The sequence below is a fragment of the Diaphorobacter sp. JS3051 genome, assembly GCF_015832135.1.
Lineage (GTDB): Bacteria > Pseudomonadota > Gammaproteobacteria > Burkholderiales > Burkholderiaceae_C > Diaphorobacter > Diaphorobacter nitroreducens.
This window is the reverse complement of the sequence record NZ_CP065406.1, coordinates 58,396-80,514: the sequence shown is the minus strand read 5'-3', so window position 1 is coordinate 80,514 and position 22,119 is coordinate 58,396. Positions and strand designations below refer to the sequence as shown.

The 22,119-nt window shown below is 65.2% G+C and carries 22 protein-coding genes; 4 read left to right on the top strand and 18 right to left on the bottom strand.

The window, feature by feature from the left end; all coding sequences use genetic code 11:
• Window positions 1-17: 17 nt before the first annotated feature.
• The 5 genes from I3K84_RS00435 to I3K84_RS00415 all read right to left on the bottom strand — a co-directional run bounded on the left by I3K84_RS00435 (window position 18) and on the right by I3K84_RS00415 (window position 7,194).
• Window positions 18-3,206 carry a CusA/CzcA family heavy metal efflux RND transporter gene (locus tag I3K84_RS00435; RefSeq protein ID WP_196995287.1) on the bottom strand — a complete coding sequence of 1,063 codons (3,189 nt, stop codon included), beginning with the start codon at window positions 3,204-3,206 and terminating at the stop codon, window positions 18-20.
• Window positions 3,207-3,222: 16 nt separating this feature from the next.
• Window positions 3,223-4,815: an efflux RND transporter periplasmic adaptor subunit gene (locus tag I3K84_RS00430; RefSeq protein WP_304511170.1), complete on the bottom strand. Its 1,593-nt coding sequence runs from the start codon at window positions 4,813-4,815 to the stop codon at window positions 3,223-3,225.
• Window positions 4,816-4,817: 2 nt separating this feature from the next.
• Complete coding sequence (locus I3K84_RS00425; protein WP_196995286.1) at window positions 4,818-6,134, bottom strand: TolC family protein; 1,317 nt, start codon at window positions 6,132-6,134, stop codon at window positions 4,818-4,820.
• Between the two features lie 166 nt (window positions 6,135-6,300).
• Complete coding sequence (locus tag I3K84_RS00420; protein WP_059401156.1) at window positions 6,301-6,654, bottom strand: hypothetical protein; 354 nt, start codon at window positions 6,652-6,654, stop codon at window positions 6,301-6,303.
• A gap of 204 nt (window positions 6,655-6,858) precedes the next feature.
• On the bottom strand, window positions 6,859-7,194 hold the full coding sequence (locus I3K84_RS00415) for a DUF4148 domain-containing protein (RefSeq protein WP_059401157.1): 336 nt from the start codon (window positions 7,192-7,194) through the stop codon (window positions 6,859-6,861).
• 144 nt (window positions 7,195-7,338) lie between these two features.
• On the opposite strand from I3K84_RS00415, the gene I3K84_RS00410 reads away from it, so the two are divergent.
• Both I3K84_RS00410 and I3K84_RS00405 read left to right on the top strand, forming a co-directional pair.
• Window positions 7,339-8,025 (top strand): heavy metal response regulator transcription factor, encoded by a 687-nt coding sequence (locus tag I3K84_RS00410; protein WP_196995285.1) that lies wholly within the window; start codon window positions 7,339-7,341, stop codon window positions 8,023-8,025.
• Between the two features lie 128 nt (window positions 8,026-8,153).
• Window positions 8,154-9,344, top strand: coding sequence for a heavy metal sensor histidine kinase (locus I3K84_RS00405; RefSeq protein WP_196996046.1), 1,191 nt, complete (start codon window positions 8,154-8,156; stop codon window positions 9,342-9,344).
• A 35-nt stretch (window positions 9,345-9,379) separates the two neighbouring features.
• On the opposite strand, the gene I3K84_RS00400 is transcribed toward I3K84_RS00405, so the two are convergent.
• Genes I3K84_RS00400 through I3K84_RS00390 form a run of 3 tightly spaced genes read right to left on the bottom strand, consistent with a single transcriptional unit; the run spans window position 9,380 to window position 12,833 of the window.
• On the bottom strand, window positions 9,380-10,066 hold the full coding sequence (locus I3K84_RS00400; protein ID WP_196996045.1) for a transporter: 687 nt from the start codon (window positions 10,064-10,066) through the stop codon (window positions 9,380-9,382).
• Between the two features lie 9 nt (window positions 10,067-10,075).
• Window positions 10,076-10,366 (bottom strand): zinc ribbon domain-containing protein, encoded by a 291-nt coding sequence (locus I3K84_RS00395; protein ID WP_196995284.1) that lies wholly within the window; start codon window positions 10,364-10,366, stop codon window positions 10,076-10,078.
• Window positions 10,367-10,388: 22 nt separating this feature from the next.
• Complete coding sequence (locus I3K84_RS00390; protein WP_041715872.1) at window positions 10,389-12,833, bottom strand: heavy metal translocating P-type ATPase; 2,445 nt, start codon at window positions 12,831-12,833, stop codon at window positions 10,389-10,391.
• A 103-nt stretch (window positions 12,834-12,936) separates the two neighbouring features.
• Here I3K84_RS00390 and cadR point away from each other — a divergent pair, with 103 nt between their 5' ends.
• Window positions 12,937-13,392 (top strand): Cd(II)/Pb(II)-responsive transcriptional regulator, encoded by a 456-nt coding sequence (cadR, locus tag I3K84_RS00385; protein WP_013517151.1) that lies wholly within the window; start codon window positions 12,937-12,939, stop codon window positions 13,390-13,392.
• On the opposite strand, the gene I3K84_RS00380 is transcribed toward cadR, so the two are convergent.
• The 9 genes from I3K84_RS00380 to I3K84_RS00340 all read right to left on the bottom strand — a co-directional run bounded on the left by I3K84_RS00380 (window position 13,393) and on the right by I3K84_RS00340 (window position 20,812).
• Window positions 13,393-15,375 carry a relaxase/mobilization nuclease and DUF3363 domain-containing protein gene (locus I3K84_RS00380; RefSeq protein ID WP_013517152.1) on the bottom strand — a complete coding sequence of 661 codons (1,983 nt, stop codon included), beginning with the start codon at window positions 15,373-15,375 and terminating at the stop codon, window positions 13,393-13,395. It lies immediately after the preceding gene.
• 448 nt (window positions 15,376-15,823) lie between these two features.
• Complete coding sequence (locus I3K84_RS00375) at window positions 15,824-16,423, bottom strand: S26 family signal peptidase (protein ID WP_013517154.1); 600 nt, start codon at window positions 16,421-16,423, stop codon at window positions 15,824-15,826.
• On the bottom strand, window positions 16,420-16,965 hold the full coding sequence (locus tag I3K84_RS00370; RefSeq protein WP_013517155.1) for a DUF2840 domain-containing protein: 546 nt from the start codon (window positions 16,963-16,965) through the stop codon (window positions 16,420-16,422). The genes I3K84_RS00375 and I3K84_RS00370 overlap by 4 nt, the downstream gene beginning before the upstream one ends.
• Window positions 16,962-17,246 (bottom strand): hypothetical protein, encoded by a 285-nt coding sequence (locus I3K84_RS00365; RefSeq protein ID WP_013517156.1) that lies wholly within the window; start codon window positions 17,244-17,246, stop codon window positions 16,962-16,964. The genes I3K84_RS00370 and I3K84_RS00365 overlap by 4 nt, the downstream gene beginning before the upstream one ends.
• Window positions 17,243-17,881, bottom strand: a complete 639-nt coding sequence (gene parA, locus I3K84_RS00360; RefSeq protein WP_013517157.1) for a ParA family partition ATPase — start codon at window positions 17,879-17,881, stop codon at window positions 17,243-17,245. The genes I3K84_RS00365 and parA overlap by 4 nt, the downstream gene beginning before the upstream one ends.
• Before the next feature lie 253 nt (window positions 17,882-18,134).
• Complete coding sequence (locus tag I3K84_RS00355) at window positions 18,135-18,968, bottom strand: replication initiator protein A (protein WP_013517158.1); 834 nt, start codon at window positions 18,966-18,968, stop codon at window positions 18,135-18,137.
• Window positions 18,969-18,994: 26 nt separating this feature from the next.
• Window positions 18,995-19,276 (bottom strand): AlpA family transcriptional regulator, encoded by a 282-nt coding sequence (locus I3K84_RS00350; RefSeq protein WP_003107109.1) that lies wholly within the window; start codon window positions 19,274-19,276, stop codon window positions 18,995-18,997.
• 83 nt (window positions 19,277-19,359) lie between these two features.
• Window positions 19,360-20,133 carry a DUF2285 domain-containing protein gene (locus tag I3K84_RS00345; protein WP_013517159.1) on the bottom strand — a complete coding sequence of 258 codons (774 nt, stop codon included), beginning with the start codon at window positions 20,131-20,133 and terminating at the stop codon, window positions 19,360-19,362.
• Between the two features lie 328 nt (window positions 20,134-20,461).
• Window positions 20,462-20,812: a DUF2958 domain-containing protein gene (locus tag I3K84_RS00340; protein WP_013517160.1), complete on the bottom strand. Its 351-nt coding sequence runs from the start codon at window positions 20,810-20,812 to the stop codon at window positions 20,462-20,464.
• 258 nt (window positions 20,813-21,070) lie between these two features.
• On the opposite strand from I3K84_RS00340, the gene I3K84_RS00335 reads away from it, so the two are divergent.
• Window positions 21,071-21,364 carry a helix-turn-helix domain-containing protein gene (locus tag I3K84_RS00335; protein ID WP_013517161.1) on the top strand — a complete coding sequence of 98 codons (294 nt, stop codon included), beginning with the start codon at window positions 21,071-21,073 and terminating at the stop codon, window positions 21,362-21,364.
• A 384-nt stretch (window positions 21,365-21,748) separates the two neighbouring features.
• Here I3K84_RS00335 and I3K84_RS00330 read toward each other — a convergent pair whose 3' ends face one another.
• Window positions 21,749-22,063: a DUF736 domain-containing protein gene (locus I3K84_RS00330; RefSeq protein WP_013517162.1), complete on the bottom strand. Its 315-nt coding sequence runs from the start codon at window positions 22,061-22,063 to the stop codon at window positions 21,749-21,751.
• Between the last annotated feature and the right edge of the window lie 56 nt (window positions 22,064-22,119).

Sequence of the window (22,119 nt, the reverse complement as noted above, 5' to 3'; positions counted from 1 at the left end):
GTTCATCGTTTGTCCTTTCAAGCGGTTACGCCCTCATGTGCTGGCTCTGCCGTGACATCCTCTTCCTGCTCATCCGGGCGATGGGCCAGCCGGTACAGGATCGGCAACACCAGCAGCGTCAGCATGGTGGAAGACAAGATGCCGCCAATCACCACGGTGGCCAACGGCCGCTGTACTTCCGCGCCGGTGCCCGTAGCAATGGCCATCGGGATAAAACCCAGCGATGCCACCAGGGCCGTCATCAGCACCGGCCGCAAGCGCGTCAGCGCGCCCTCGCGGATGGCTTCGTCCAGCGGCGTTCCAGCCTCACGCAGGCTGCGGATGTAGGAAATCATCACCAGGCCATTGAGCACGGCGACGCCCGACAGCGCGATGAAGCCGACGGCGGCGGAGATCGACAGGGGAATGTCGCGCAGCCACAGCGCCAGGATGCCGCCGGTCAGCGCGAACGGAATGCCGGTGAAGACCAGCAAGCCGTCCTTGACGTTGCCGAACATGGCGAACAGCAGCACGAAGACCAGCAGCAGCGACACCGGCACGACGATTTGCAAGCGCTGCGTGGCTGATTGCAGGTTCTCGAACGTGCCACCCCAACTCGTCCAATAGCCCGTGGGAATCTTGACCTGCGCCAGCGCGGCCTCGGCGTCGGCCACGAAGGAGCCCACGTCACGACCGCGCACGTTGGCGCTGACCACGATGCGGCGCTTGCCGTTTTCCCGGCTGACCTGGTTGGGGCCGGGTGCCAGTTCAAAGCTCGCCACCTCGGCCAGTTGGATGAAGTTCGTCCGTCCTTCGGCACTGCCGGTGCCACCCGTTGCGCGCGGCAGCGGAATCGGCAGGCGCTTCATGCTTTCCAGGTCGTTGCGCAACGATTCCGGCAGGCGAACCAGGATGTCGAAACGGCGGTCGCCTTCAAACAAGGTGCCGGCCTCGCGCCCGCCGATGGCCGTGGCCACCACGTCCTGGATGTCGGCTACGTTCAGCCCGTAGCGTGCGGCTTTCTGGCGGTCGATGTTCACGGTCAGCATCGGCAAGCCGGTGGTCTGCTCCACCTTGACCTCGGACGCGCCAGGAATCTTCTGCAACATGGATGAGACTTCCTCACCCGTCTTGTTCAAGACATCCATGTCGTCGCCAAAAATCTTCACTGCCACATCACTGCGCACTCCCGAGATGAGTTCGTTGAAGCGCAACTGGATCGGCTGCGAGAACTCATAGTTGTTCCCCGGCACCTTGCCCACGGTCTCCTGAATGGCCGCCAGCAATTCGTCGCGTGACTTGCGCGGCTCGGGCCACTCGGACAGGGGCTTGAGCATGATGTAGCCGTCGGAAATGTTCGGCGGCATCGGGTCGGAGGCGATTTCCGCCGTGCCGGTGCGCGCAAAAACGCGGTCGATCTCAGGGAATTTGGCCTTCAGCGTCGCTTCCAGTTGCTGCTGCATCGCCACCGATTGCGTCAGGCTGGTACCCGGAATGCGCAGGGCCTGGATGGCGAAGTCGCCCTCGTTCAGGCTGGGCACGAACTCGCTGCCCATGCGGGTGGCAATCAGGCCGCACAGCACAATCGCCACGGCGGCTGCCGCCAACACCACGGCCTTGGCCGCCATCACGCGATCCAGCAACGGGCCGTACCAGCGCTTGGCTTGCACCACCAAGAAGTTTTCCGTCTCGCTGACCCGATGGCCGATGAACAGGGCGACCGCCGCCGGAATGAAAGTCACCGACAGGATCATGGCCCCCACCAGCGCGGCCACCACGGTGAACGCCATCGGGTGGAACATCTTCCCTTCCACACCCGTCAGGGCAAAGATGGGCAGGTACACCACCATGATGATGAGCTGCCCGAACAGCAGCGCGCGGCGCGATTCCTTGGATGCCAGGAACACCTCGTGAAAGCGTTCCGCCCGCGTCAAGGGCCTGCCAAAGTGCGCCTGCGCATGGGCCAGACGGCGCACGCAGTTCTCGACGATCACCACCGCCCCGTCGATGATGATGCCGAAATCCAGCGCCCCCAGGCTCATCAGGTTGGCGCTCACCTTGTAATGCACCATGCCCGTGAAGGTGAACAGCATCGACAAGGGAATCACCGTCGCCGTGATGATGGCCGCACGGATGTTGCCCAGGAACAGAAACAGGATGACGATCACCAGGATCGCGCCTTCCAGCAGGTTCTTCTTCACCGTGGCGATGGCCTTGTCCACCAGCACGGTGCGGTCGTAGACCGTCACCGCGTGCACGCCCTCGGGCAGGCTGCGGTTGATCTCCACCATTTTCTTGTCCACGGCCTGCGACACCGTGCGACTGTTCTGGCCGATGAGCATGAAGACCGTGCCCAGCACCACTTCACGGCCGTTGTCCGTGGCGGCACCGGTGCGCAGTTCGCGCCCCATCCCAACGTCCGCCACGTCGCGCACGCGGATGGGCACCCCGCCCGCGCTGCTGAGGATGACGTTGCCGATGTCCTCCAGCGTCTTGACCTGCCCAGGCGCCCGGATCAGATACTGCTCGCCGCGCTTTTCGATGTAGCCCGCGCCCACGTTGCCGTTGTTGCGGTCCAGCGCCGTCACGATGTCTTGCAGGGTGACGCCCAACGAAGCCAGACGCGCGGGGATAGGCGCGATCTGGTATTCCTTGGCATAGCCGCCGATCGAGTTGATTTCCGTCACGCCGGGCACGTTGCGCAACTGCGGCTTGATGATCCAGTCCTGGATCTCGCGCAGGTCGGTGGCCGTGTAGGGTGTGCCGTTGGGCTTCTTCGCACCGTCCTTGGCCTCGACCGTCCACAGGTAAATTTCGCCCAGGCCGGTGGAAATCGGCCCCAGTGCAGGCGTGATGCCGGCGGGCAGTTTGTCGCGTGCCTCCTGGATGCGCTCATTGACCAACTGGCGCGCGAAGTAGATGTCGGTGCCGTCCTTGAAGATCACCGTCACTTGCGACAGACCATAGCGCGACAGGGAGCGGGTCTGCTCCAGGTTGGGCAGGCCCGCCATCACCGTTTCAATCGGGTACGTCACCCGTTGCTCGACCTCCAGCGGCGAATAGCCCGGCGCCTGCGTATTGATCTGCACCTGGACGTTGGTGATGTCCGGAACGGCGTCGATGGGCAGCTTCTGATAGCTGAATACGCCAATGGCGGCCATGCCGATGGCGGCCAGCAGCACCAGCCATCGGTGCTCGATGGCCGCGCGAATAAGTTTTTCAAACATGGACGTGGCTCCGGCATCAATGGGTGTGTTCGGCAGAGGCTTTGCCGAGTTCGGACTTCACGACGAAACTGCCTGCCGCCGCATACGCTGCCCCGGCTTGGAGCCCTTGCAGCACCTCGACGCGCTTGCCGTCGCTGCGGCCCAACTGCACGGGCTGGGCCACGAAGCCGTCATTCACCTTGACGAAGACGACGGGCTTGTCGCCCACGCTCTGTATCGCATCGCTGGCCACAGTGACGGGCACGTTGGCCTCGGATGCGGTCACTTCCACATTGACGAACAGGCCGGGACGCCACGCGCCCTGCGGATTGGCCAAGACCACGCGGGCCTTGGCCGTGCGGGTCTGCTCGCCGATCAACGCGCCCACGAAAGTGATGGTGCCTTGCGCGCTGGCATCGAAGGCCGTGGCCTTGATGTTGACTTTTTCGCCCACTCGGACGAGCGGCAAATCCTTGGCAGGCACGTTGATTTCCGCCCAGACCTGGCCCAGGTCAGACACAGTGAACACGGCAGCGTCTTCCTTGACGGCTTCGCCCTGGCTGAGGTGCTTTTCAATCACCACGCCATCGAAGGGTGCGCGCAACTCCAGGCGGTTCAGCCCGCCCGAAGACCCTGGGGCCAGGCCCACGGCAGACAGCTTCTGCTGCGCGTTGGCCACGGCGACCTGCGCCTCGTTCAATGCCTGCCCGGCTTGCAGGTAATCCTGCTCGGCGGAAATCTTCTGTTCCCACAGCCGCTTCTCGCGCTCGAAGGTGGTCTTGGCCAAAGCCAGCCGCTTTTGCGCCGTCTGCAATTCGCTGCGCTGCTCGGAGGCGGTCGGGCTGGTTATGACCGCCAGCACCTGTCCCTTCTTGACCGTTTGTCCCAAGCTGGCCTGCACGCTCTCGACCACGCCCGCCATGCGCGGGACGACATGCGAGGTGCGGTCTTCGTTCAGGCGGATCTCGCCCGGCAATTGCAGGGCAGACTTGATGCTTGCAGCCCCTGCGGTGTCGATGCCGATGGATGCCGCCTTGATTTGCGCATCGCTGAGTTCGACTTTCCCCTCTTCCTGGCTGAAGCTGAACCTGAAAGGCGCATTGGCCGTTTGTGCCACGATGTTGATCTCGAACGCATGGGGCTCCGGCACGGTCTCGCGACTCAGCAGACTGTCTTTGTCGGGCGCGAAATTGAGCGCCTGCTTCTCGCCGGTCAAACGCGAAACGGTGGCGCTGACCTTGGCGGCGCTGGCGGCCAGCGCCTTGCCCTTGTCGTACAGCCAGATGCGTAGGCGCGGCTCGCCGCCGTCTTCGGCGAGCAATGCCTCCAATCCGAAATCCCCTTCATTGAACAGCTTGCCGCCATGCGGCCCCTTGCCCGGCCCTTCATGGTGCTCGCCATCCGCATGGCCCTTGTCGTCCTCGTGCTGCGCATCGCTTGTCTTGCCATGATGCTCACCATCGCTGTGGGCCTTGGCTTCAACGTGGCTGCTGTGGCCCTCGCCTTCGGCGCTCTTGCCCGTCTTGCCGCCGAGGATGGCGCCGCCCAGTCCAACGCCCACAACGGCGATCACGGCGATGGCAATCCATTGCTTCTTGCCGACGTTCAGTTTGTTCGTGTCGAATTTCATGTTCATTCCTTGTTCGCGGGCGGGGTGGTCGTGGGTTCGGATGCGCCGATCACGCGATCCATGTCCGCCGCCGCGCGATGCGCTTCGGCCAGTGCCTTGAGGTATTGGGATTGGGCGGCGAAGTAGGTGCGCTGTGCGTCCAGCACTTCCAGGAAATTGAACTTTCCGTAGCCAAAACCCACGGTGGCCGCGTCATAGGCGCTCTTGGCCCCAGGCAGTACCTCGCGCTGCAACACGTCGATCTCGCCGCGAACCAACGTCAGCCGTTCGCGGGCTTGCAGCACTTCCGTGCTCAGGCGCAGGTTCAACGCCTGGAGTTCGTCCCGCGCCTTGTCTTCACGCTTCAACGCTTCCAGCAAGTTGCCCTGATTGCGGTCAAACAAAGGCAGCGGCACGGAAACGCCGAGCATCAACTGATTGCGCGCAAGCTCGTTCGGGCGCTTCACGCCCAGGCTGACCGTGACATCTGGCGTTTGCTTGCTCCGCTCCACGTCAGCCAATGACCTGCGGCGTTCAACTTCCAACTGCGCCCGGCGCAATGCCGACGAGGCCGACAGGCGCTGCTGGATGTCATCCAGCGAAGGGACGACCGGGAGATCATCCACACTGCCCGACACCTGGGTGAACTGTGGCGGGCTGGCCCCCAGCAAGCTGGCCAGCCGTGCGCGGGCGCTGCGCTGTTCGCTTTGGGCCTGCGCCAGTTCAACCCGCACGCCGGCCTCGGCCACCCGGGCCTTGGTTTCCTCGACCGGAGAGACCTTGCCCGCCATCACGCGCTTGGCAACGGCGTCCGTCGCTTTCCTGGCCAAGTCAACGCTGTCCTGGGCCAAGGCCGTGCGATCCTGGGCTGCCAGCGCATCGAAGAAGGCGGCGACCACGGCGGCGCGAATTTCGACGCGACGCGCGTTCAACTCCTCGACCGCAACGTCACGCCCACGCTCTGCCGCCGTGATGCGGGCAGCGCGCTTGCCGCCCAATTCGATGGGCAGGTTGATCTGAGCGCTTTGGGTGCGGGTTTGCGTGCGCTGGTCTTCAAGCGCATACGCCAGTTCGGGGTTGCGGCGCGCTTGCGCCTGAAGCACCTGGCCTTGCACGGCCTCGACTTCCCGCTGAGCGACGGTCAGGTCAAGATTGGCTTCCAAAGCCAGCGCGATGGCTTTTTGCAGGCTCAGTGGAGCCGTTGCTTCAGTCTGCGCCCCGCTTTGGGCATTGCCCGGCAGCGCTGGCAGCGGCTGGGCGAAAGCCAGCCCTGCCGTGAACGCAAGGAGCAAGCCTGCCGCCGTTGCCCTTGCGTTGTGATTGTGAATACCCTTCAACATCCGATTCTCCAGTGACTTGAAATACACGAGGGAATCGGCGGGGGGCGATCCAGATGATCGCCAGCAACGTCGTCACATCAGCCGCACGAAGCCGGCTGGATACCGTAGCGCGCCATGCGCGACGGCAGGGGTGAGGACGAAGAGAAAGGAACGCGCTCCCCGCCGATCAGGCGAGGGCACGCCACCGAGGGCGCTCTAAACGTTCGGGTGGAGGCGCGGCAAGGCTCTCCGGGTGGTACGCCGTATCCAGGGACGGGCTGATCGACGACGCCAGCTTGACATCCCCTGACAAGACCGAGAAGCACCCGGCATGACAGGACGGGCAATCAGGATCGCCGCCCAGGGTCTTGGCCGGATCAGGGCTGGCGTCCTTGCCGTCGGCCGCCTTGTGCTGGTGCGCATGGTGGCCGAAGTGCTTGGCCGCAGCCCCGGTTTCATGCTGGCAATAACTGGCCACAGCCGCCCAACTGAATTGGAGCGGCAAGAACACCAGCAAGACGATAGCCAGCCATTTGCGCATAGGTGTAGCAGTGTAGCAGCTACAGGCTTCAATCCGCCATTCCTCGCTGCTTGGGTTTGTTTCAGAGTCCTCTGCGCGTAGCGTGCCTCCTCGCGGGTTCATCCAGAATGAAATAAGGACCGCTTCTATATTCGAATAGCTGTGGTCGCTTGACGCAACGAAGCGACACGAGGGGCACGGCAGCGCAGGGTATTGGCAGCAGTGTCAACCGCCGGAATACATTTCGAGCCGCGCACGCCGCGCTTCTGGTGATTCGCTGCGCATCTCATCGACAACCTGTTGGCGCGTCTTCGGTGCTGCGGAACTCTTGATGGGCACCGGCAGTCCACGTTGCATCAGCGTGAGCGTACCGTCCTTGCGGGCTGCCTCGACCTCGGCCAGCACCTGGGCACGGGTCTTGGTACTCTTGAAATGATCGGGGTGATACGTGAAGCCCTGCTCATTGGACGCGGGGTGCCAGAGCGAATCGGCCTGGGCCGCCATGGGCAGTGCCGTGGCCAGGATAATGGCTTTCATGGCGACAAGATGGGTCAGTTTCATTGCATGGTCCTTTCCAGTGTGATTTGCAGAAAATCGATATGCCCGAAGGCATGAGCACAATGTAAGAACCGGCACCGAACGGGAGTAAAACGTGCAGATGACAATTTGGACAGGTTGCGAGAGACCGCAGCAGGAACGCTGCGCATGAAGCTGCTGATCGTGGAAGACGAAGCCAAGCTCGCGGACTATCTTCGCAAGGGACTCTCTGAAGAAGGCTATGTGATCGATGTGGCTGCCAACGGCATCGATGGCCTCCACATGGCCTCTGACGGCCACTACGACCTGATCGTTCTCGACACCATGCTGCCGGGCATCGATGGCTTCGGCTTGCTGGCTGCACTGCGGCAGAGCAAGCAGACGCCGGTGATCATGTTGACGGCCCGCCATCGCATCGAGGATCGCGTACGCGGGCTGAAGGCAGGAGCGGACGACTACCTCGTTAAGCCGTTCGCCTTTTCCGAACTGGTGGCACGCATCGAGGTGCTGCTGCGCCGCACCGCCGGTACTGCGCCCGCGCCTGATGCGCTGGTGCTGTGCCTGGGGGACTTGCATATGGACCTGGCGAGGCGGCGCGCTACTCGGGCCGGCCAGCGCATCGATCTGTCCGCAAAGGAGTTCCAACTGCTGACGCTGCTCTTGCGCCGCAAGGGCGAGGTTCTGTCACGTACCGAAATCGCGGAGCAAGTATGGGACGTGAACTTCGATCACGGTACCAACGTGATCGACGTCGCTGTGCGTCGCCTTCGGAGCAAGCTCGACCTGCCCTTCGAGCGCCCACTGCTGCACACCGTCCGTGGCATGGGCTACGTACTCGAAGATCGGCAGTCGTGAGACCCAGGCGTGCCGGATCGCTGGGACGGCGGCTTGCCCGTTGGCTCGCACTTCTCACCCTGGTCGGGCTGGCCTTAACCTGCCTGGGCATTTACACCGTCACCGCGCTGAGCTTCAAGGAGCGGCAGATGGACACGCTGCGGCAACAGCAGACCCAGGTGAACCATCTTATTGCCGAGGCAGCAGAGTTAGACAGCGGCACGCTCGCACACAAGCTCGACGATGGCATGGTCGGCCGACAGGACATGAAATTGATCCTGACCCGTGCCGACGGCAGCGTCATCTATGCCAGCGCCGGCATTCCAGTGCATCACCGCGTGATCGACATGCGATTCGAGGCTACGACCGGCATCCCCCCCATCCAGGCGGTGCTGAGTCTTGATGTCAGCGAGGACGATCGTGTGCTAGAACGCCTAGCCCGCACGCTCGTCGCCGCCGCACTCGCTGGCGCAGTGGTGATTGCTGCTGGCGGATTTACGCTGGTGCAAATCGGGCTGCGTCCCGTGCGCGACCTCTCGGCTCAGATCCAGGCACTGGAGGCCGATACTCTGCACCGGCTTCTGGATGGCTCCGCTCAACCCGACGAACTGGCTCCGCTGGTGGCCCACGTCAACGAGTTGCTGAAGCGTCTGCACAAAGCCTACGAACAACTGGATGCCTTCAACGCTGACGTTGCGCATGAACTGTTCACGCCGTTGGCGACGTTGATGGGGGGCACTGAAGTTGCTTTGCGCAAAGCACGCGATGCCGACACGTTGCGAGATGTGTTGGGCTCGCACCTCGAAGATCTCCAGCGCATGTCGATGATCGTGCAGGACATGCTCTTTCTGTCGCAAGCCGACCGGGGGGCTGAGGCCCGCCGCGAGCACGTCGCCAGCATGGCAGGCGTTGCGCGCGCGGTGGTGGAATTGCACGAGGCAGCCATTGAGGAAGCCGGGCTGAAAGTTCGTATCAATGGTGATGCCACTGGCTTGGCCGACGTGCGCCTATTGCAGCGCGCATTGTCCAACCTGATCGGCAACGCAACCCGGCACGCGCATCCGCACAGCACCGTTGTCGTGCAAATCGACCGGCTGGACGGCGAGATCGCCCTGCGGGTGGTGAACGAGGGGCAGACGATTTCAGCCGAGCATTTGCCCAATCTGTTCAACCGCTTCTACCGGGCAGATGCAGCGCGGTCGGATGCCGCCCGTAATCATGGACTGGGCTTGGCCATCGTGGCTGCCATCGCCCGCATGCACGGAGGGCGGACGATGGTCGATTCGAGCGACGGCATCACGTCTATCGGGCTCATGGTGCCCACCCCGCGCGCGCAATAGTCAACGGATCGGGCACCACCAACAGACTGGCTCCACTAGCCAATTACTTCTTCCAGCAGGAGAAGCGCCAGAAAGCCGACAAAGAACATCGCCGTCACCCAGGGGCGATCTGGCGTTTCGTGTGCTTCGATCAGCAGTTCTTCGGTCACGAGGTAGAGCAACGCAATCAGACCAAACGCGAAGAAGCCGGTCAGAAGAGGGCTGGGCAGCAGCGCCACCGGCGCTCCGAGCAAGGCTCCGATCGGCAGCAGGAGCACGAGCGCGGACGTGATCGAAATGACCTTGGCACGAGAACGAACGCTCTCGCCGAGTTCCGTCGCCACCGTCAATCCCAGGAACAGAACCTCGATGGTCAGGGCGATGGTCAGAAGCAAGCCGACCTTTGGGCCAGCCGCAAACCCGATACCAAGCACCAAGCCATCAATCAGGATGTCGATGCCGATCACGGTCAGGAGACCGGCTGGCCCTTTCGCCAACGCCTCCAAATGCTTCACCAGCAGCATGGTGGCGACACCGATTCCGCCGCCGATCAGCGTTGCCCAAGGCGATCCCCTGTGCATGATGTCGGGCAGGATTTCGCCGGCCGCCGCTGCGAACACGACCCCAGCGGCGAAGTGCTGAATTGCGCTGACCAGCGTTGGCCCAGGGCGCGCGCTCACCGCGACTGCGGCGCCGATGATGGCGGCCGCTGCCGGGATCAAGGTGTACATCCAGGCCGAGATCGCCATGACTCAGATCACCGCGTTGCCACACTGAGCACAGAATTTCGCGCCGGTCGGAATGACGCTACTGCACTTCGCACATGAAGCTGGCACCAGCGATGTCCCGCACTGGCCGCAAAAGCGAGCGCCGTTCGGATTGATCGCTTTGCATTGCGGGCAGGTGATGCCACTGACCGAAGGCGCTGGATTGTGCCCCCAGTCGTGGCTGCTGGGGCTACCGTGGCCGCGGCTATTGCCATGCCCGTGGGAACTGCCATGCCCCCCGCCATGCCCGCCAAAAATTCGATCCAGAATTCCCATTTTCAACACTCCATATTCAGTTTTACTGACCCGCCCGCTGCCTGAGCAGCCTCAGCCCGTTGAAGACCACCAGCAGGCTCGCCCCCATGTCGGCGAACACGGCCATCCACATGGAGGCATCGTCGAAGATGGCCAGCAGCAAGAACACCAACTTGATGCCCAGCGCGAGCGCGATGTTCTGCCACAGCACGGCGTGGGTGCGCTTGGATAGCCGGATCGTTTCGGGCAGGCGGCGCAGGTCGTCGTTCATGACCACCACGTCGGCGGCTTCCATCGCCGTGTGGGTGCCCGCGCCGCCCATAGCGAAGCCGATGTCAGCCTTCGCCAGCGCGGGGGCATCGTTGATGCCGTCGCCGGTCATCGCCGTGACGCCCAGGCGCTGCTGAAGCTCGCCGATGGCGCGCAGCTTGTCTTCGGGCAGCAGGTTGCCGCGCACCTCGGCGATGCCCGCCTGGGCGCCGACGGTTTGCGCCGTCGCTAGGTTGTCCCCCGTCAGCATCACCGGCGTCACACCCAGCGCCTTCAGGTCGGCCACGGCCTGCGCCGACGAGGGTTTGATCGTGTCAGCCACCGCGCAGATGGCCATGACCCGTTCGCTGCTGGCCAGCAGCGTGACGGTACGGCCCGCTTGTTCATGCACTGCGAGGCGGGCTTCGAGTTCAGCCGAGCATTGCCCGCGCTCTTCGATCCAGCGGTGGTTGGCCAGCACATAGGTATGGCCGTCGATCACCCCCTGCACGCCGCGCCCGGCAACGGCCTGAAATTCGTCCACCTCTTGCGCGGCGGATGACACGCCGTCCGCGATGGCTTTGGACACCGGGTGATCCGACCGCGCCGCGAGGCTCTTGGCCAGCCCCTCCAGGACTTGCTGACCGAGTCCTGCGTCCACGGGCTCGAAGGCCACCAGCTTGGGCTTGCCTTCGGTGATGGTGCCGGTCTTGTCCAGCGCCACGGCCTTGATCTTGCGCGCCTCTTCCAGGTACACACCGCCTTTGATCAGGATGCCCCGCCGCGCCCCGGCGGCCAAACCGCTGACGACGGTGACGGGCGTGGAAATCACCAAGGCGCAGGGGCAGGCAATGACCAGCAGCACCAGAGCCTTATAGGCGGCCTGCATCCAGGTCAGCCCCATGAGCCACGGAGCCAACAGCGCAACGGCAACGGCCAGGACAAACACCGCAGGCGTGTAGATGGCGGCAAAGCGATCCACGAAACGCTGGGTGGGGGCGCGGGAGGACTGGGCCTGCTCAACGGCGTGGATGATGCGCGCCAGCGTGCTGTCGGAAGCAGGCGCCGTAACACGGATTTCCAGCGCCGCAGCCTGATTGATGGTGCCGGCGAAGACTTCATCGCCAGGGCTCTTGTCCACCGGCAGGCTTTCGCCGGTCACGGGGGATTGGTCAATGGCGCTCTGGCCCAAGGTCACGATGCCATCCAGAGGAAGGCGCTCGCCGGGGCGAATACGCACCGTCGCGCCCACAGTGACTTCCTTGACGCCGATGCGTGCCCAACTGCCGTCGTCTTGACGCACTTCGGCCTGCTCCGGCGCGAGCGCCAGCAAGCTCTTGATGGCACCGCGCGCCCGATCCACGGCGCGCGCCTCGATGGCTTCCGCAATGGCATACAAGGCCATCACCATCGCCGCTTCGGGCCACTGGCCGATCAGAAAAGCGCCGGTCACGGCCACGGTCATCAGGGCATTGATGTTCAAGCGGCCCTGTCGCAGCGCGGCCAGTCCCTTGCCGTAAACCGAGAAACCCGACAGCGCGATGGCCGCCGCAGCCAGTGCCATTCCCAGCGCCTTGACTGGCACGCTGTCTGGGAAGGCGAATGCCAAGCCTTCGGCCGCCACGGCGAGCCCCAAGGCGCCCAGCGACTTGCCCCAGGTCGTCCAGAAGCCCGTTGGCGAGGCAACCGCAGCGGCAGCAGCCGACGACCCGGTATCGCCAAGAGGTTCCGGCTTGAAGCCTGCCTTGCGGATCGCGTCCACCGCCTGCTGCAAGACAGGATCATCGGCGGCAATGGCCAGCTCGCGGTCGCCCAGATTGAATTGCAGGCTACGAATTCCCGCCATGCCGTCCAACGCCCGGCGGATTTCCGACTCCTCCGAGGCACAGTCCATGTTTGCAATGCGGAAGCGCTGGGCATTCTTCGCGCCGAGGGGTTCTGGCTTGAAACCCGCTTTGCGGATCGCTTCCAGGGCTTGGGGCAGCGCGTGGTCATCGGCGGCAATGGCAAGCTCTCGATCCCCTAGGTTGAATCGCAGGCCGCGAATCCCCGCCATGCCTTCCAGCGCCCGGCGGATTTCCGACTCCTCCGAGGCGCAGTCCATGTTTGCTATGCGAAAGCGCTGCGGCTCGACAGTCGTTGGATCAGACGGTGTTGGCTCGGGCACCGCAGGCACTGTTGCACAGCTACTCCCGCAGCAAGCAGCGTCGGCGTGTTGGCGTTGGTGGGCAGGGTTCATGAAATTCTCCTTTTCAGGCAAATTGGAAACCCTATACCCACTACAGAGTCAAGCGCCTACAATGAGCCTTGGAGAAAAACTCGCGACCGCTCAAGATGAAGCTATGAAAATCGGCGAACTGGCTAAGGCCGCACATACCCAGGTAGAGACGATCCGGTACTACGAGCGTGAAGGCTTGCTACCAGAAACGGCCCGTACAGATGGCAACTACCGCATGTACGCAGAAGAACACGTTGACCGACTGTCCTTCATCCGGCACTGCCGGGGTTTGGACATGACACTGGATGAAATCCGGGTTCTATTGCGCTTCAAGGATGCTCCGCACGAGAACTGCGCCCAGGTGAATGACCTGCTCGACGAGCACATCGACCATGTGGCTACCCGCATCAAGGAATTGAAAGCGTTGGAACGACAGCTCAAGACCTTGCGGGAAAGCTGCCGGGAATCCCAGCAGGCCAGCCAGTGCGGCATCTTGACCGAACTGTCCTCAGCATCGCGCCAGGTGCACGAGCCAGCAACGCGCAGGGGTCATGTTCATGGGGCACATAGCCTCAAGTGACTAGCTCAAAGAAACTCCAAGCCGACGCCCGATTTCCCATGAGGCCGCTCCGCCACGCACCGTCGCCGCAAGCTGCTGCCCCAGTCGCTGCTCGATCACTGGCTTCCACGGCACCAAGCTGAAGCCCATGCCGTCGTCCAGCATCGCGTACCGACCGCTGGCGAGCATGACGCTGCGCCGGTAGATACCGGCCACGCGCTGCCCGTCGGCCACCGGGCGATGCTCCAGGCCGGTGTCGGCCGCAATGTCTTTGGCGGCCTGTGCCAGTTCCCGATCGCGTAGTGTGCCCAGTAGGTTGCGCGCGAGGATCACGCGCTGCCCGCGCCGCTCGGCCAGTCCCTGTTCCGCCAGGAAGTCGGCGCGCTGCTGCATTGCCTGCTTGGCCTCGCCGCCAAAGCCCAGGTCGCCCAGGCCCGAGCCGCCGCCGATCAGTTGCTGGTCGAGCCAGGTGACCCCGATCACGCGCGCCTGCCGCTCGATGGGCAGGTGCGATTTCAGCTCCACGGCTACGCCGCCCAGGCGCTGCGCGTCGTACTGGCGGCCCTGCTCGGGCAGGTCGTCCGGCACCTTCCATAGCCCCTCGGCCACGCGCTCCACGATGCCAGTCCGGCGCAGAGCTTCGAGCCGGCGGACGTGGGCCGCGACGACTTCCTGTGGATCACGGCCCGGCGCGGCCTGACCCTGCGCGATGGCAAGGTGGTGGTCGGTGCGGTACAGGCCATCGCTCGCCAGTGCGGCGATGTTCTTGTCGGCCGCGCGCACGTCGGCCGATCCCTTCACCTCCACCACGGCGCCGGCCGGATAGTTCGCCAGCTCGTCGCGGGCGTTGAGCGCGACGTAGTGGGCCTTGCCGTCCACGCCGTCGATGACCAGATAGCCCCGGTCGCGCAGCTCGTCGGCCAGCCCCTTCGCGGCCACGCGGCCGACAATGGTGCGACCATCGTCGCCAGGCTCGAATACCGCCAGCTCGCGCGGCTCGCCCCGCATGGCCCGCTGCATGGTGCGGATGATGTCGCCGCGCTCGCCCAGGGCGCGCAGGGTCTTTTCGGCATCGGCATGAATGGCCCAGGTTCCGGGCTGCGTCTCGTCGGCCAGGCCCAGGCGCTGCAAGCGTTGCAGGCGGCCGATCAGCAGCAGGCACTGGCGTTGCAACCTCGACTCGTTGAGCCGTTCGACATGCACCAGGCCATCGTCGCCCAGCTCGCGCTTGAGCGTGCGATCCAGGTTCGTCCACCGCTCCTGATCCACCTCGCGCCGCAAGGTCTGCTGGATCTCCAGCTCGGTGCGCGGCCCCAGCCATTCGGTCGCCAGTTCGGCGGCGCGATGGCGGAAGCCGTCGGCGATGTAGTCGCCGGCGATGATGAGGTCTTTGCCGGTGTCGTCGCGCCCGCGCACGACGATGTGCGTGTGTGGGTTGTCGGTGTTCCAGTGATCGACCGCCACCCATTCCAGCCGCGTACCCAAGTCAGCTTCCATGCGGCCCATCAGGTGCCGCGTGTAGGTGCGCAGGTCTTCCAGCTCGGCGCCATCCTCGGGCGAGAGGATGAAGCGGAAATGATGCCGGTCATCGGCGCAGCGTTCCTTGAAGGCGTCGAGGTCGGCGGTATCGGTCTGCGGCCCGTAGGCTTGGCCCGGCTCGCCATCGCGGCCCACGCCGTCGCGCTCGATGTAGCGCAGGTGCTTGGCGAGCGACTGCGGGCTGGCCCGCTGCTGATTGACCAGCAGCGTCTTGATGGCCACGCGCCGCGACATGGGCGTGAGCTTCGCCCCCGCGAAGCGCGCTGCCGTGTGGCCGCGTCCCAGGCGCGAGCCGGGCCGCTGGCCGGCGCGCTGTCCGCTGCCGCTGGCGCCAGGACGGCGCACCGAGGACTTGCCGCTGCTGGCCTTGCCTGCCTGCTTGAGCACCTTGGAGACGAAGCCCTGGCCCCGGTTCTTCGGGGCACTGGGGCGGATGCGGAAATCATCGTCGCGGCGGTCGGTCATGGCTGCGCTCCCTGCAAGCTCTGGCGTGTCCGGTCGTGCGAAGCACGCGGACATGCCTGCATTGGCGCGGGCTTCGCGCCCCACGCGGCACGGCGGCGAAGCCGCTCCGTGCCGCGCCACCCCCACGTGCAGACTGGCTTTGCGGGCCGACAGGTGCCGCACCCTTTTGTCTTGCCTTCCGCCTTTGCCCCTCGCTGGCGCTCCGGGCAGCGGCGGCCCGGCGGCGCTGCTGCGCGAGCAGCCAGCGCGCCGGCGAACGCGAACACGGCCACAGACCGGGCGCGTTCGAGGCAAGACGCCTGCACGTTGGATGGCTGCGCCGAAGGCAGCGCGAAGTGCGGCGCGGATGCGCTCGCACTGCACGCGCTACGACACGGCGACGGCCAGCAGCACGACACGCCCGATGGCACGACAAGATGCACGGCGACGTGCAGCGAGTCGGCGGCCATCATGGGCGGGACTCCAGCCAGACCGGATGCGCGACGCCGATCACGGCGGATGTGCTGACCGGCCCGAAATACCGGCTGTCGAACGACGCCGGGTTGGTCACACTGAGCAGGAACAGTTCGCCGGGTTCTAGGTGACGGCACTGCTGCCAAGATGGCAGCGGCCGGCCCCAGCGGTCGGCAGGCAGCACGGCGGCCGAAGGCACGCCGTCGATGCGGACGACGCGGCCAGTGATGCACACCTCCTGCGGCGCGACGGCGCCCACGCGCTTGAGCAGCGGCACGCGCGCCGGTAGGTAGCCACGCTGCGCGGCCAGCGCGGCGGCGTCTGGCGGCAGCGTGGTCAGGACGATGCTGCCCACGGACAGAGGACGTGGCAGCGAGCCGGTATCGTGGCCCAGCGGATCGACGCGATACCAGCCGACCGCCACACTGTCGGACGGGTTGTAGATCAGGCGCGGCATCGGCTGCACGAAGGACGCCCAGGCCAGCGCAGCGAGGCCGCAGGCGGACAGGCCCGCCAGCACGATACGAGCGCGCAGGCGCGAGCGAGGACGCGGCGGAATGCCCGCTGCACCGGCAACGGCGGATGGAAACGTCATGACAGCGCCCTCCCGGTGAGCCAGGCAGCATGTCGCTCGGCGGTGTATTCGGGCAGCGGCAGGCGCGCAGCGAGCCGGTTGGCGAGCGTGCGCCAGTACGCGGGCGAGGCGCCGTTAGGCGCGATGCCCAGCGCCTCGATGGCGTCGATGCGCTCCAGCACGGCGCGCACCTGGTTCTCGCCCTCGGCGTGTAGCAGCAGGCGCGCGCCCGGCTGCACGCCGGGGATGCGCTGCGCCGCATCGAGCGGCGTGCAAGCCTGCATCACCATGAGCTGCCAGCGGATCGTGCCGTAGTCGTTGGCCTGCCAGCGGATGCGGCAGAGCATGGCGCCCGGCAGGAACACCGCGCAGCGCCGCCAGCGGTCGAGCTGGAGCGTGCGCGCAGGTTCGCCGAAGCGCAGGTAGAGCTTGAAGCGCGGTTCGATGTAGGCCAGCGCCACGCGCGTCAGCGGCGCGCTGGCGGGCTGGCCGGAAGGTGCTGCGAGCGCAGCCGTGGCCGCGCAGGCAACAGGCGCGGCGGCAGACGAAACGGATGCAGTCATGGGGTGTTCTCCCTGCGGTGCTCTGGAAACTCCCGCTCCAGCAGGCCGCGCAGCAGGTCGGCGACGGTCACGCCTTGCGTGAAGGCCGAAACCTTGATGCGCGCCCGCATCGCGGGCGTGATGTCGAGGGTCAAGCGAGCCGTGTAGAGGTCGCCCTTGCCCAGCGCATCGGCATCGCCCTGGCGAATCCACGCCTCGGCGTGCGGATTCGCGGGTGGACGCGCGCCGATGCTGACGCGCTTTGCCGTGCGCTTGCCGTTCGGTGGCGGCTTCGCGGTCATGGCGTCCACCGCAGCAGTTCGTCCACCAGTGCGGTGATTTCGCGGGCGGCGGCGCTGTCCGGCGCCGTCTCGCGTGCAAGCCGGCCAGCGGCCACGCTGTCGGCGAACACGATGCGCTGATGCACTTCCGCACGCAGCGCAGGAAGCGGTTGGTCGGCTAGCGCCTGGCGCGCTTCGCGCCCGATCACGGTGGTGCTGACGCGCCGGTTGATGACGAAGGCCGCGCGCAGCGCAGGCCGGAACACCTGCGCCTCACGGATCAGCGCCACCATCTCGGCGCTGGCCCACAGGTCGTAGGGGCTGGGCTGCACGGGGATCAACACGCGCTCGGCCGCCAGCAGCGCGGAGCGCGCCAAGGCGGCGATGCGCGGCGGGCCGTCGATGACGACGTGATCGGCCCGCCTGGCGAGTTCTGGCGCTTCCTGATGCAGTGTTTCGCGTGCGAGGCCTACGGCGCTGAACAGCCGTGGCAAGCCTTGCTGGCTTCTGCGCTGCGTCCAGTCCAGCGATGAGCCTTGTGGATCGGCGTCCAGCAGTACGACGTGCTGCCCGCGCATCGCCAGCTCGCCGGCGATGTGGGTGGCGAGCGTGGTCTTGCCCACGCCGCCTTTCTGGTTGAGCAGAGCGACGATCATGGCGCGGCCCTCCGTGTTGGAAAGCCGGGCTGTTGCTGCTGCTTTTCGTGCCGCGTGGCGGTTGTCCACTGTGGCGCGGCGCTTCTACTAAAAGTTAGAGAATTTAAGTTAGGGAAGTTAGAGGGCGCGCAAACCCAATGCTGGCGCGGGTTTGCGGACGATTTTGTTGCCTGATAGCACGAGGATTCGTTGCCTGATAGCACGATACCTCTGTTGCCTGATAGCACGAGTCCATCCACAGACTCTCCCGAAGTTATCCCCGTGCCGTCTGCGGCACGGGCCGGAACGTCAGCAGCGGCGAGGAAATCCCGGATACGTGCTCGATGCCCAACAGGTAGCCCGGCAAGGCTTGCCGCGCCACCAGCGCCCGCAGGTCGGCGGCGAAGTCGTAGTAGCGCGCCACGCTGCCCGATTTGCGGTACAGGTGCTGGAAGTCGAATTGCCAGCCGCCCGGCTGTCGGCCGCCGTGCTTGCGCACCAAGCGGTACAGCCACCGCTCGATGCCGCCGGTCAGCCGGAAATACGCCGGGTCGATGGTCAGCACCAGGGCGGCATCCAGCACGCCCGCATAGAACCAGTCCGGCAGGATCAATTCGAGGCCCAGCGGCGTGCCGCTGGCATCGGCCAGTTCCTTCCATTCGTTGATCCACGAGAAGCGGTGCAGGCGCCGGCCGGTCGTCTCGCGGATGGACGTGGCTACCGTGGTCGATTGCAGCCGGTCGAGCGCGGCCTTGAGGCGCTGGTAGTCGCGCAGCGACGTACCGCGCCCGATGAAGCGCAGCACCTCGTAGGGGCGTACCTGCATCAAGCGCGAGGGCCGCAGGCCCGCGTCGCGCGCTTCCACGATCTGGCTGGCGGCCCAGATCAGGATGTCGGCATCCCAGATCGTGGCGATGCCGTGCTCGGCTGTGCCTTCCACGCGGATGGTCACGTTGCTCGCGCGGAAGTCGATCGGCGCCGTGCGCCGCGACTTCGCCAGCGAGAAGAACGGAAAGGCCATCAAATCCTGGCTGTCGCGTGGCGCCATGTCGCCCGGCAGCGCGCGGAACAGGTCGAGCTGTTCGCGTTCCTGCAAGGGTTTGGACATGGCGAAGGCCGCCCACGCGCCGCCGATCAGCGCGCACGACTGTCGGCCGAGTGGTGCTCGGCGTATTCGGGATCGGAAGTCGTCTCGAAGCTGCGGTCGGCGGCCCAGGCATCGAGGTCAGCCACGGCGTACATGACGCGGCGGCCGAACTTGCGAAAGCGCGGGCCACCGCCGATCACGCGCTGCTTTTCCAGCGTGCGCGGCGACAGGCGCAGGTACTCGGCGGCTTCGTCGTTGGTGAGATAGCGTTGGGGCTGCGCGGCAGCGGTCGAGACAGTGGCGGCAGGCCGCAAGGGAGCGGGACGCATGGTGTGAACCTCCATAGCTTTCAAAGCTCCGGCCACACAGCGCAACCGGATGGAGGCAGTCTCAGAAAACGCGGCCCGCGTGCTCAGGGTCGTTTCGCGTCCGCATCAAAACGACCCTTCTCAAGTGGTGGAAGCTGTGCTAGGCGGCGATAGCCGCCGCGCATCAGCGCATCGCCACGCCGCACCAGGCGGCGCACCTTGGAGCGCAAGCCGCCGTCGGCGTACCAGTCGGCCACGGCATCCACGCCGAACAAGCCTTCGCCGACCTCGCGCAAGGACGCGCCCGCCAGGGTCGCGTCGAGCGCCTGCAAGGTGTGCAGTTCCAGTAGCGCCACCGGTGCTGGCCTGGGCAACGCAACGGCTGCGGGAGTCGCCAGTGTGGTGCCGCAAGCGCGATAGCGCGGCGATGCCGTGGCGTCGGTTCGCACGGCATAGGCGACAGCCATGCCGTCTTCCAGGCCAGGCGCCAGCGCGAAGCGCAGGCAATGGCCTGGGCTGTGCGCGATCAGCGCCAGCCGTTTGCCGTCATGGAGCAGTTGCTTATGGCCGGGGATGCGCCAGAACGCGAAGGATTCGGCATCCACGGGCGGATCAGCATCGGGGTGGAGCTGCACCACGGCAGCGTGGCCGGGCTGCCAGGCCGGATGCGCGTCACGCGCATCCAGCGCCGGGTCTTCCAGCAGGCGCAAGCCCCAACGATGCGCAGCATCGGGGCGTCGCGCGCGGCGCAGCCAGTCGAGCCGGTAATCAGGATGACGGCGCAGGTATTCCCAGGCCAGTGCGAGCGTATCCAGCCACAGGACGTAGAGGTACGCGGCGGTGGGATACCAGTGCGCGAAATGGTGGGGGCTGACCATGACGAAAGCTCCTGTCGAACAGCAGGAACGTCGCCACGGCGTCAAACATGCGGGAGCATCAAATCCAGGTAGAAATCCGGTTAAGCTGTAACTGCTGGTGTCAAGACCGATAGGCTCCGGCGTGTTGCGAAATCCGTCTGAATGCGACGGCCGCCTGATCCACAAACGTCACGCGGCACAAAACACCGTGCCGCAAGCCGCGTGAATGATCGTGACTGTTTCAGTCACAGATATTCGGTTTGATGCAAGAGTGCGAATTCAGACTCTGCGGGCCAGGAATAAGACCGAAATAGTCTGAATGCGCCCGGCTTGGTCGGAGCGCGAACGTTCAATCGACGATAGAACCGTTTTCCTGCGCCAGCCGCAGATATTCCGACAGCGGGTGCACCGCCTGGAAATACAAATCCCGCATCACGGGCTGTTTGTTCGGGCCGACGATGGAGGTCAGGTCGGACAGCTTGATATGGCCCAGCTCGGGCATACCGATGCCCACGTCCATGACGCCGAACGCCGTATCGCCATCGGCAGGATCTAGCGAGGCCAGCAGCCAGATGGCGTGCGCGTCGGGAGTGAACAGCCGCACGACCGGCAACGGGTCGTGCGGTTCAGCGGCGGCAACCCGCCGCCCGTTCGCCAGCAGCGCGGCGCGCTGCGCATCGGTGACGAGGGGAGCGTTCATCGTGGTGCTCCTGTTCCAACATGGAATGCCGGTTTTGCGCTTCCACGCCGAAGCGCGGATGTGATTTCCACGGAAGCCGTTGAAACACGAAAGCGCAAAAGCGGCATTGTAGAAATCCGCAAAGACACGTTGGCGGCTTTCCGGCTCTGTCGGAAACCGTAGAAGCGGATTTCCGTAAAAGCACGAATAAGGGCCAAAGGCATGTATGAGTTAAAGATAACGTGGTTTTAATTGTGCTGCGAATCGACGCTTCTGTCCATGCAGAAGCGATCCATCCAGCGCGGCCGGCCGACCGGCGCCACCACCTACGATGCCGAGCTGGCGCAAGCCTTCGGCGCGGCGGTGCGTGCGCTGCGGACGGAGCGCGGCATCGCGCAGGAGTCGCTGGCACACCTCGCCGGCATTGAGCGTTCGCACATGGGCAAGGTCGAGCGCGGCGAGCACATGCCCACGCTGGCGATCATCTTCAAGATCGCCGGCGCGCTCGAATGCAGCACGGCGGTGCTGATGAGCGAGGCTGAAAGCCAGCTCGCAGCAGCGGCCCAGCCGTAGGCGCTGGCCGAGCCGATCCGGCGCAGCCGGTTCGGCGGCATCGAGGGGCGCCAAGCATCGCGCGGCGGGGATAGCCCGCAGGGCTTTCCCCTGGAGTGCAAGCGCCAGCGCGCAGCGCCGCAGGCGCGAAGGCGTGAGGGATTGAAGCCGAATGGCCGTGACGGCTTGACGGCACGGGGCGCAGCCCGAAAGCCCGGCGGCGCTTGCAGCGCCGACACGCCATCCTGTGCTTGCTACGCCACGGGTTGCGAGCCATCCATCGACCGATGAATACCGGCCCTGGCGAACATGCCAAGAGACACCCGTTGCCGAACCTCGTGCGTGCGGTGCTGCGATGAGCAGCACCGCGCCCCGCCGCAATGGGCGGGGCGCGGTGGGCGGCCGTCAGGCCGCCTTGGGCTTGTTGCGCGACCAGATCAGGTCGTGCGTGCCGTCCTCGTTCTCGATCAGGCGGGCATAGACCGTTGCCGGGAATGAAGGATCGTCCAGGGTCACGGACACGTAGGGGCGTCCGGCCTCGCTGGTTTTCTTCCACGCCGCGCCGATGTCGTGGCCAGCCGCTTGCAGGCGGAAGTCGGGGGCGCTCTCGTTGTTGCCCTTGTCGTTGGGAACCAGCTTGACCTTGACGTTGAGCGTCAGGGTGCGGAGCTGGCCGTTGAAGCCGTCTTTGTCTGCGGTGAAGGTGCCGATGTTGGCCATGATGATTTCTCCTTTCGGGTTGAACAAGGTCGCGCCAGTGCGTCCTTGTTGTGATC

Coding starts and splice junctions, on each gene's coding strand:
- I3K84_RS00390 (WP_041715872.1), bottom strand. CDS start 12,833: ATGAACCCTGCCCACCAACGCCAACACGCCGACGCTGCTTGCTGCGGG.
- I3K84_RS00430 (WP_304511170.1), bottom strand. CDS start 4,815: ATGAAATTCGACACGAACAAACTGAACGTCGGCAAGAAGCAATGGATT.
- I3K84_RS00370 (WP_013517155.1), bottom strand. CDS start 16,965: ATGACTGCATCCGTTTCGTCTGCCGCCGCGCCTGTTGCCTGCGCGGCC.
- I3K84_RS00420 (WP_059401156.1), bottom strand. CDS start 6,654: ATGCGCAAATGGCTGGCTATCGTCTTGCTGGTGTTCTTGCCGCTCCAA.
- I3K84_RS00355 (WP_013517158.1), bottom strand. CDS start 18,968: ATGTCCAAACCCTTGCAGGAACGCGAACAGCTCGACCTGTTCCGCGCG.
- I3K84_RS00365 (WP_013517156.1), bottom strand. CDS start 17,246: ATGACCGCGAAGCCGCCACCGAACGGCAAGCGCACGGCAAAGCGCGTC.
- I3K84_RS00340 (WP_013517160.1), bottom strand. CDS start 20,812: ATGAACGCTCCCCTCGTCACCGATGCGCAGCGCGCCGCGCTGCTGGCG.
- I3K84_RS00375 (WP_013517154.1), bottom strand. CDS start 16,423: ATGACGTTTCCATCCGCCGTTGCCGGTGCAGCGGGCATTCCGCCGCGT.
- parA (WP_013517157.1), bottom strand. CDS start 17,881: ATGATCGTCGCTCTGCTCAACCAGAAAGGCGGCGTGGGCAAGACCACG.
- cadR (WP_013517151.1), top strand. CDS start 12,937: ATGAAAATCGGCGAACTGGCTAAGGCCGCACATACCCAGGTAGAGACG.
- I3K84_RS00405 (WP_196996046.1), top strand. CDS start 8,154: ATGGACACGCTGCGGCAACAGCAGACCCAGGTGAACCATCTTATTGCC.
- I3K84_RS00350 (WP_003107109.1), bottom strand. CDS start 19,276: ATGCGTCCCGCTCCCTTGCGGCCTGCCGCCACTGTCTCGACCGCTGCC.
- I3K84_RS00395 (WP_196995284.1), bottom strand. CDS start 10,366: ATGGGAATTCTGGATCGAATTTTTGGCGGGCATGGCGGGGGGCATGGC.
- I3K84_RS00335 (WP_013517161.1), top strand. CDS start 21,071: ATGCAGAAGCGATCCATCCAGCGCGGCCGGCCGACCGGCGCCACCACC.
- I3K84_RS00380 (WP_013517152.1), bottom strand. CDS start 15,375: ATGACCGACCGCCGCGACGATGATTTCCGCATCCGCCCCAGTGCCCCG.
- I3K84_RS00345 (WP_013517159.1), bottom strand. CDS start 20,133: ATGGTCAGCCCCCACCATTTCGCGCACTGGTATCCCACCGCCGCGTAC.
- I3K84_RS00425 (WP_196995286.1), bottom strand. CDS start 6,134: ATGTTGAAGGGTATTCACAATCACAACGCAAGGGCAACGGCGGCAGGC.
- I3K84_RS00415 (WP_059401157.1), bottom strand. CDS start 7,194: ATGAAACTGACCCATCTTGTCGCCATGAAAGCCATTATCCTGGCCACG.
- I3K84_RS00435 (WP_196995287.1), bottom strand. CDS start 3,206: ATGTTTGAAAAACTTATTCGCGCGGCCATCGAGCACCGATGGCTGGTG.
- I3K84_RS00410 (WP_196995285.1), top strand. CDS start 7,339: ATGAAGCTGCTGATCGTGGAAGACGAAGCCAAGCTCGCGGACTATCTT.
- I3K84_RS00330 (WP_013517162.1), bottom strand. CDS start 22,063: ATGGCCAACATCGGCACCTTCACCGCAGACAAAGACGGCTTCAACGGC.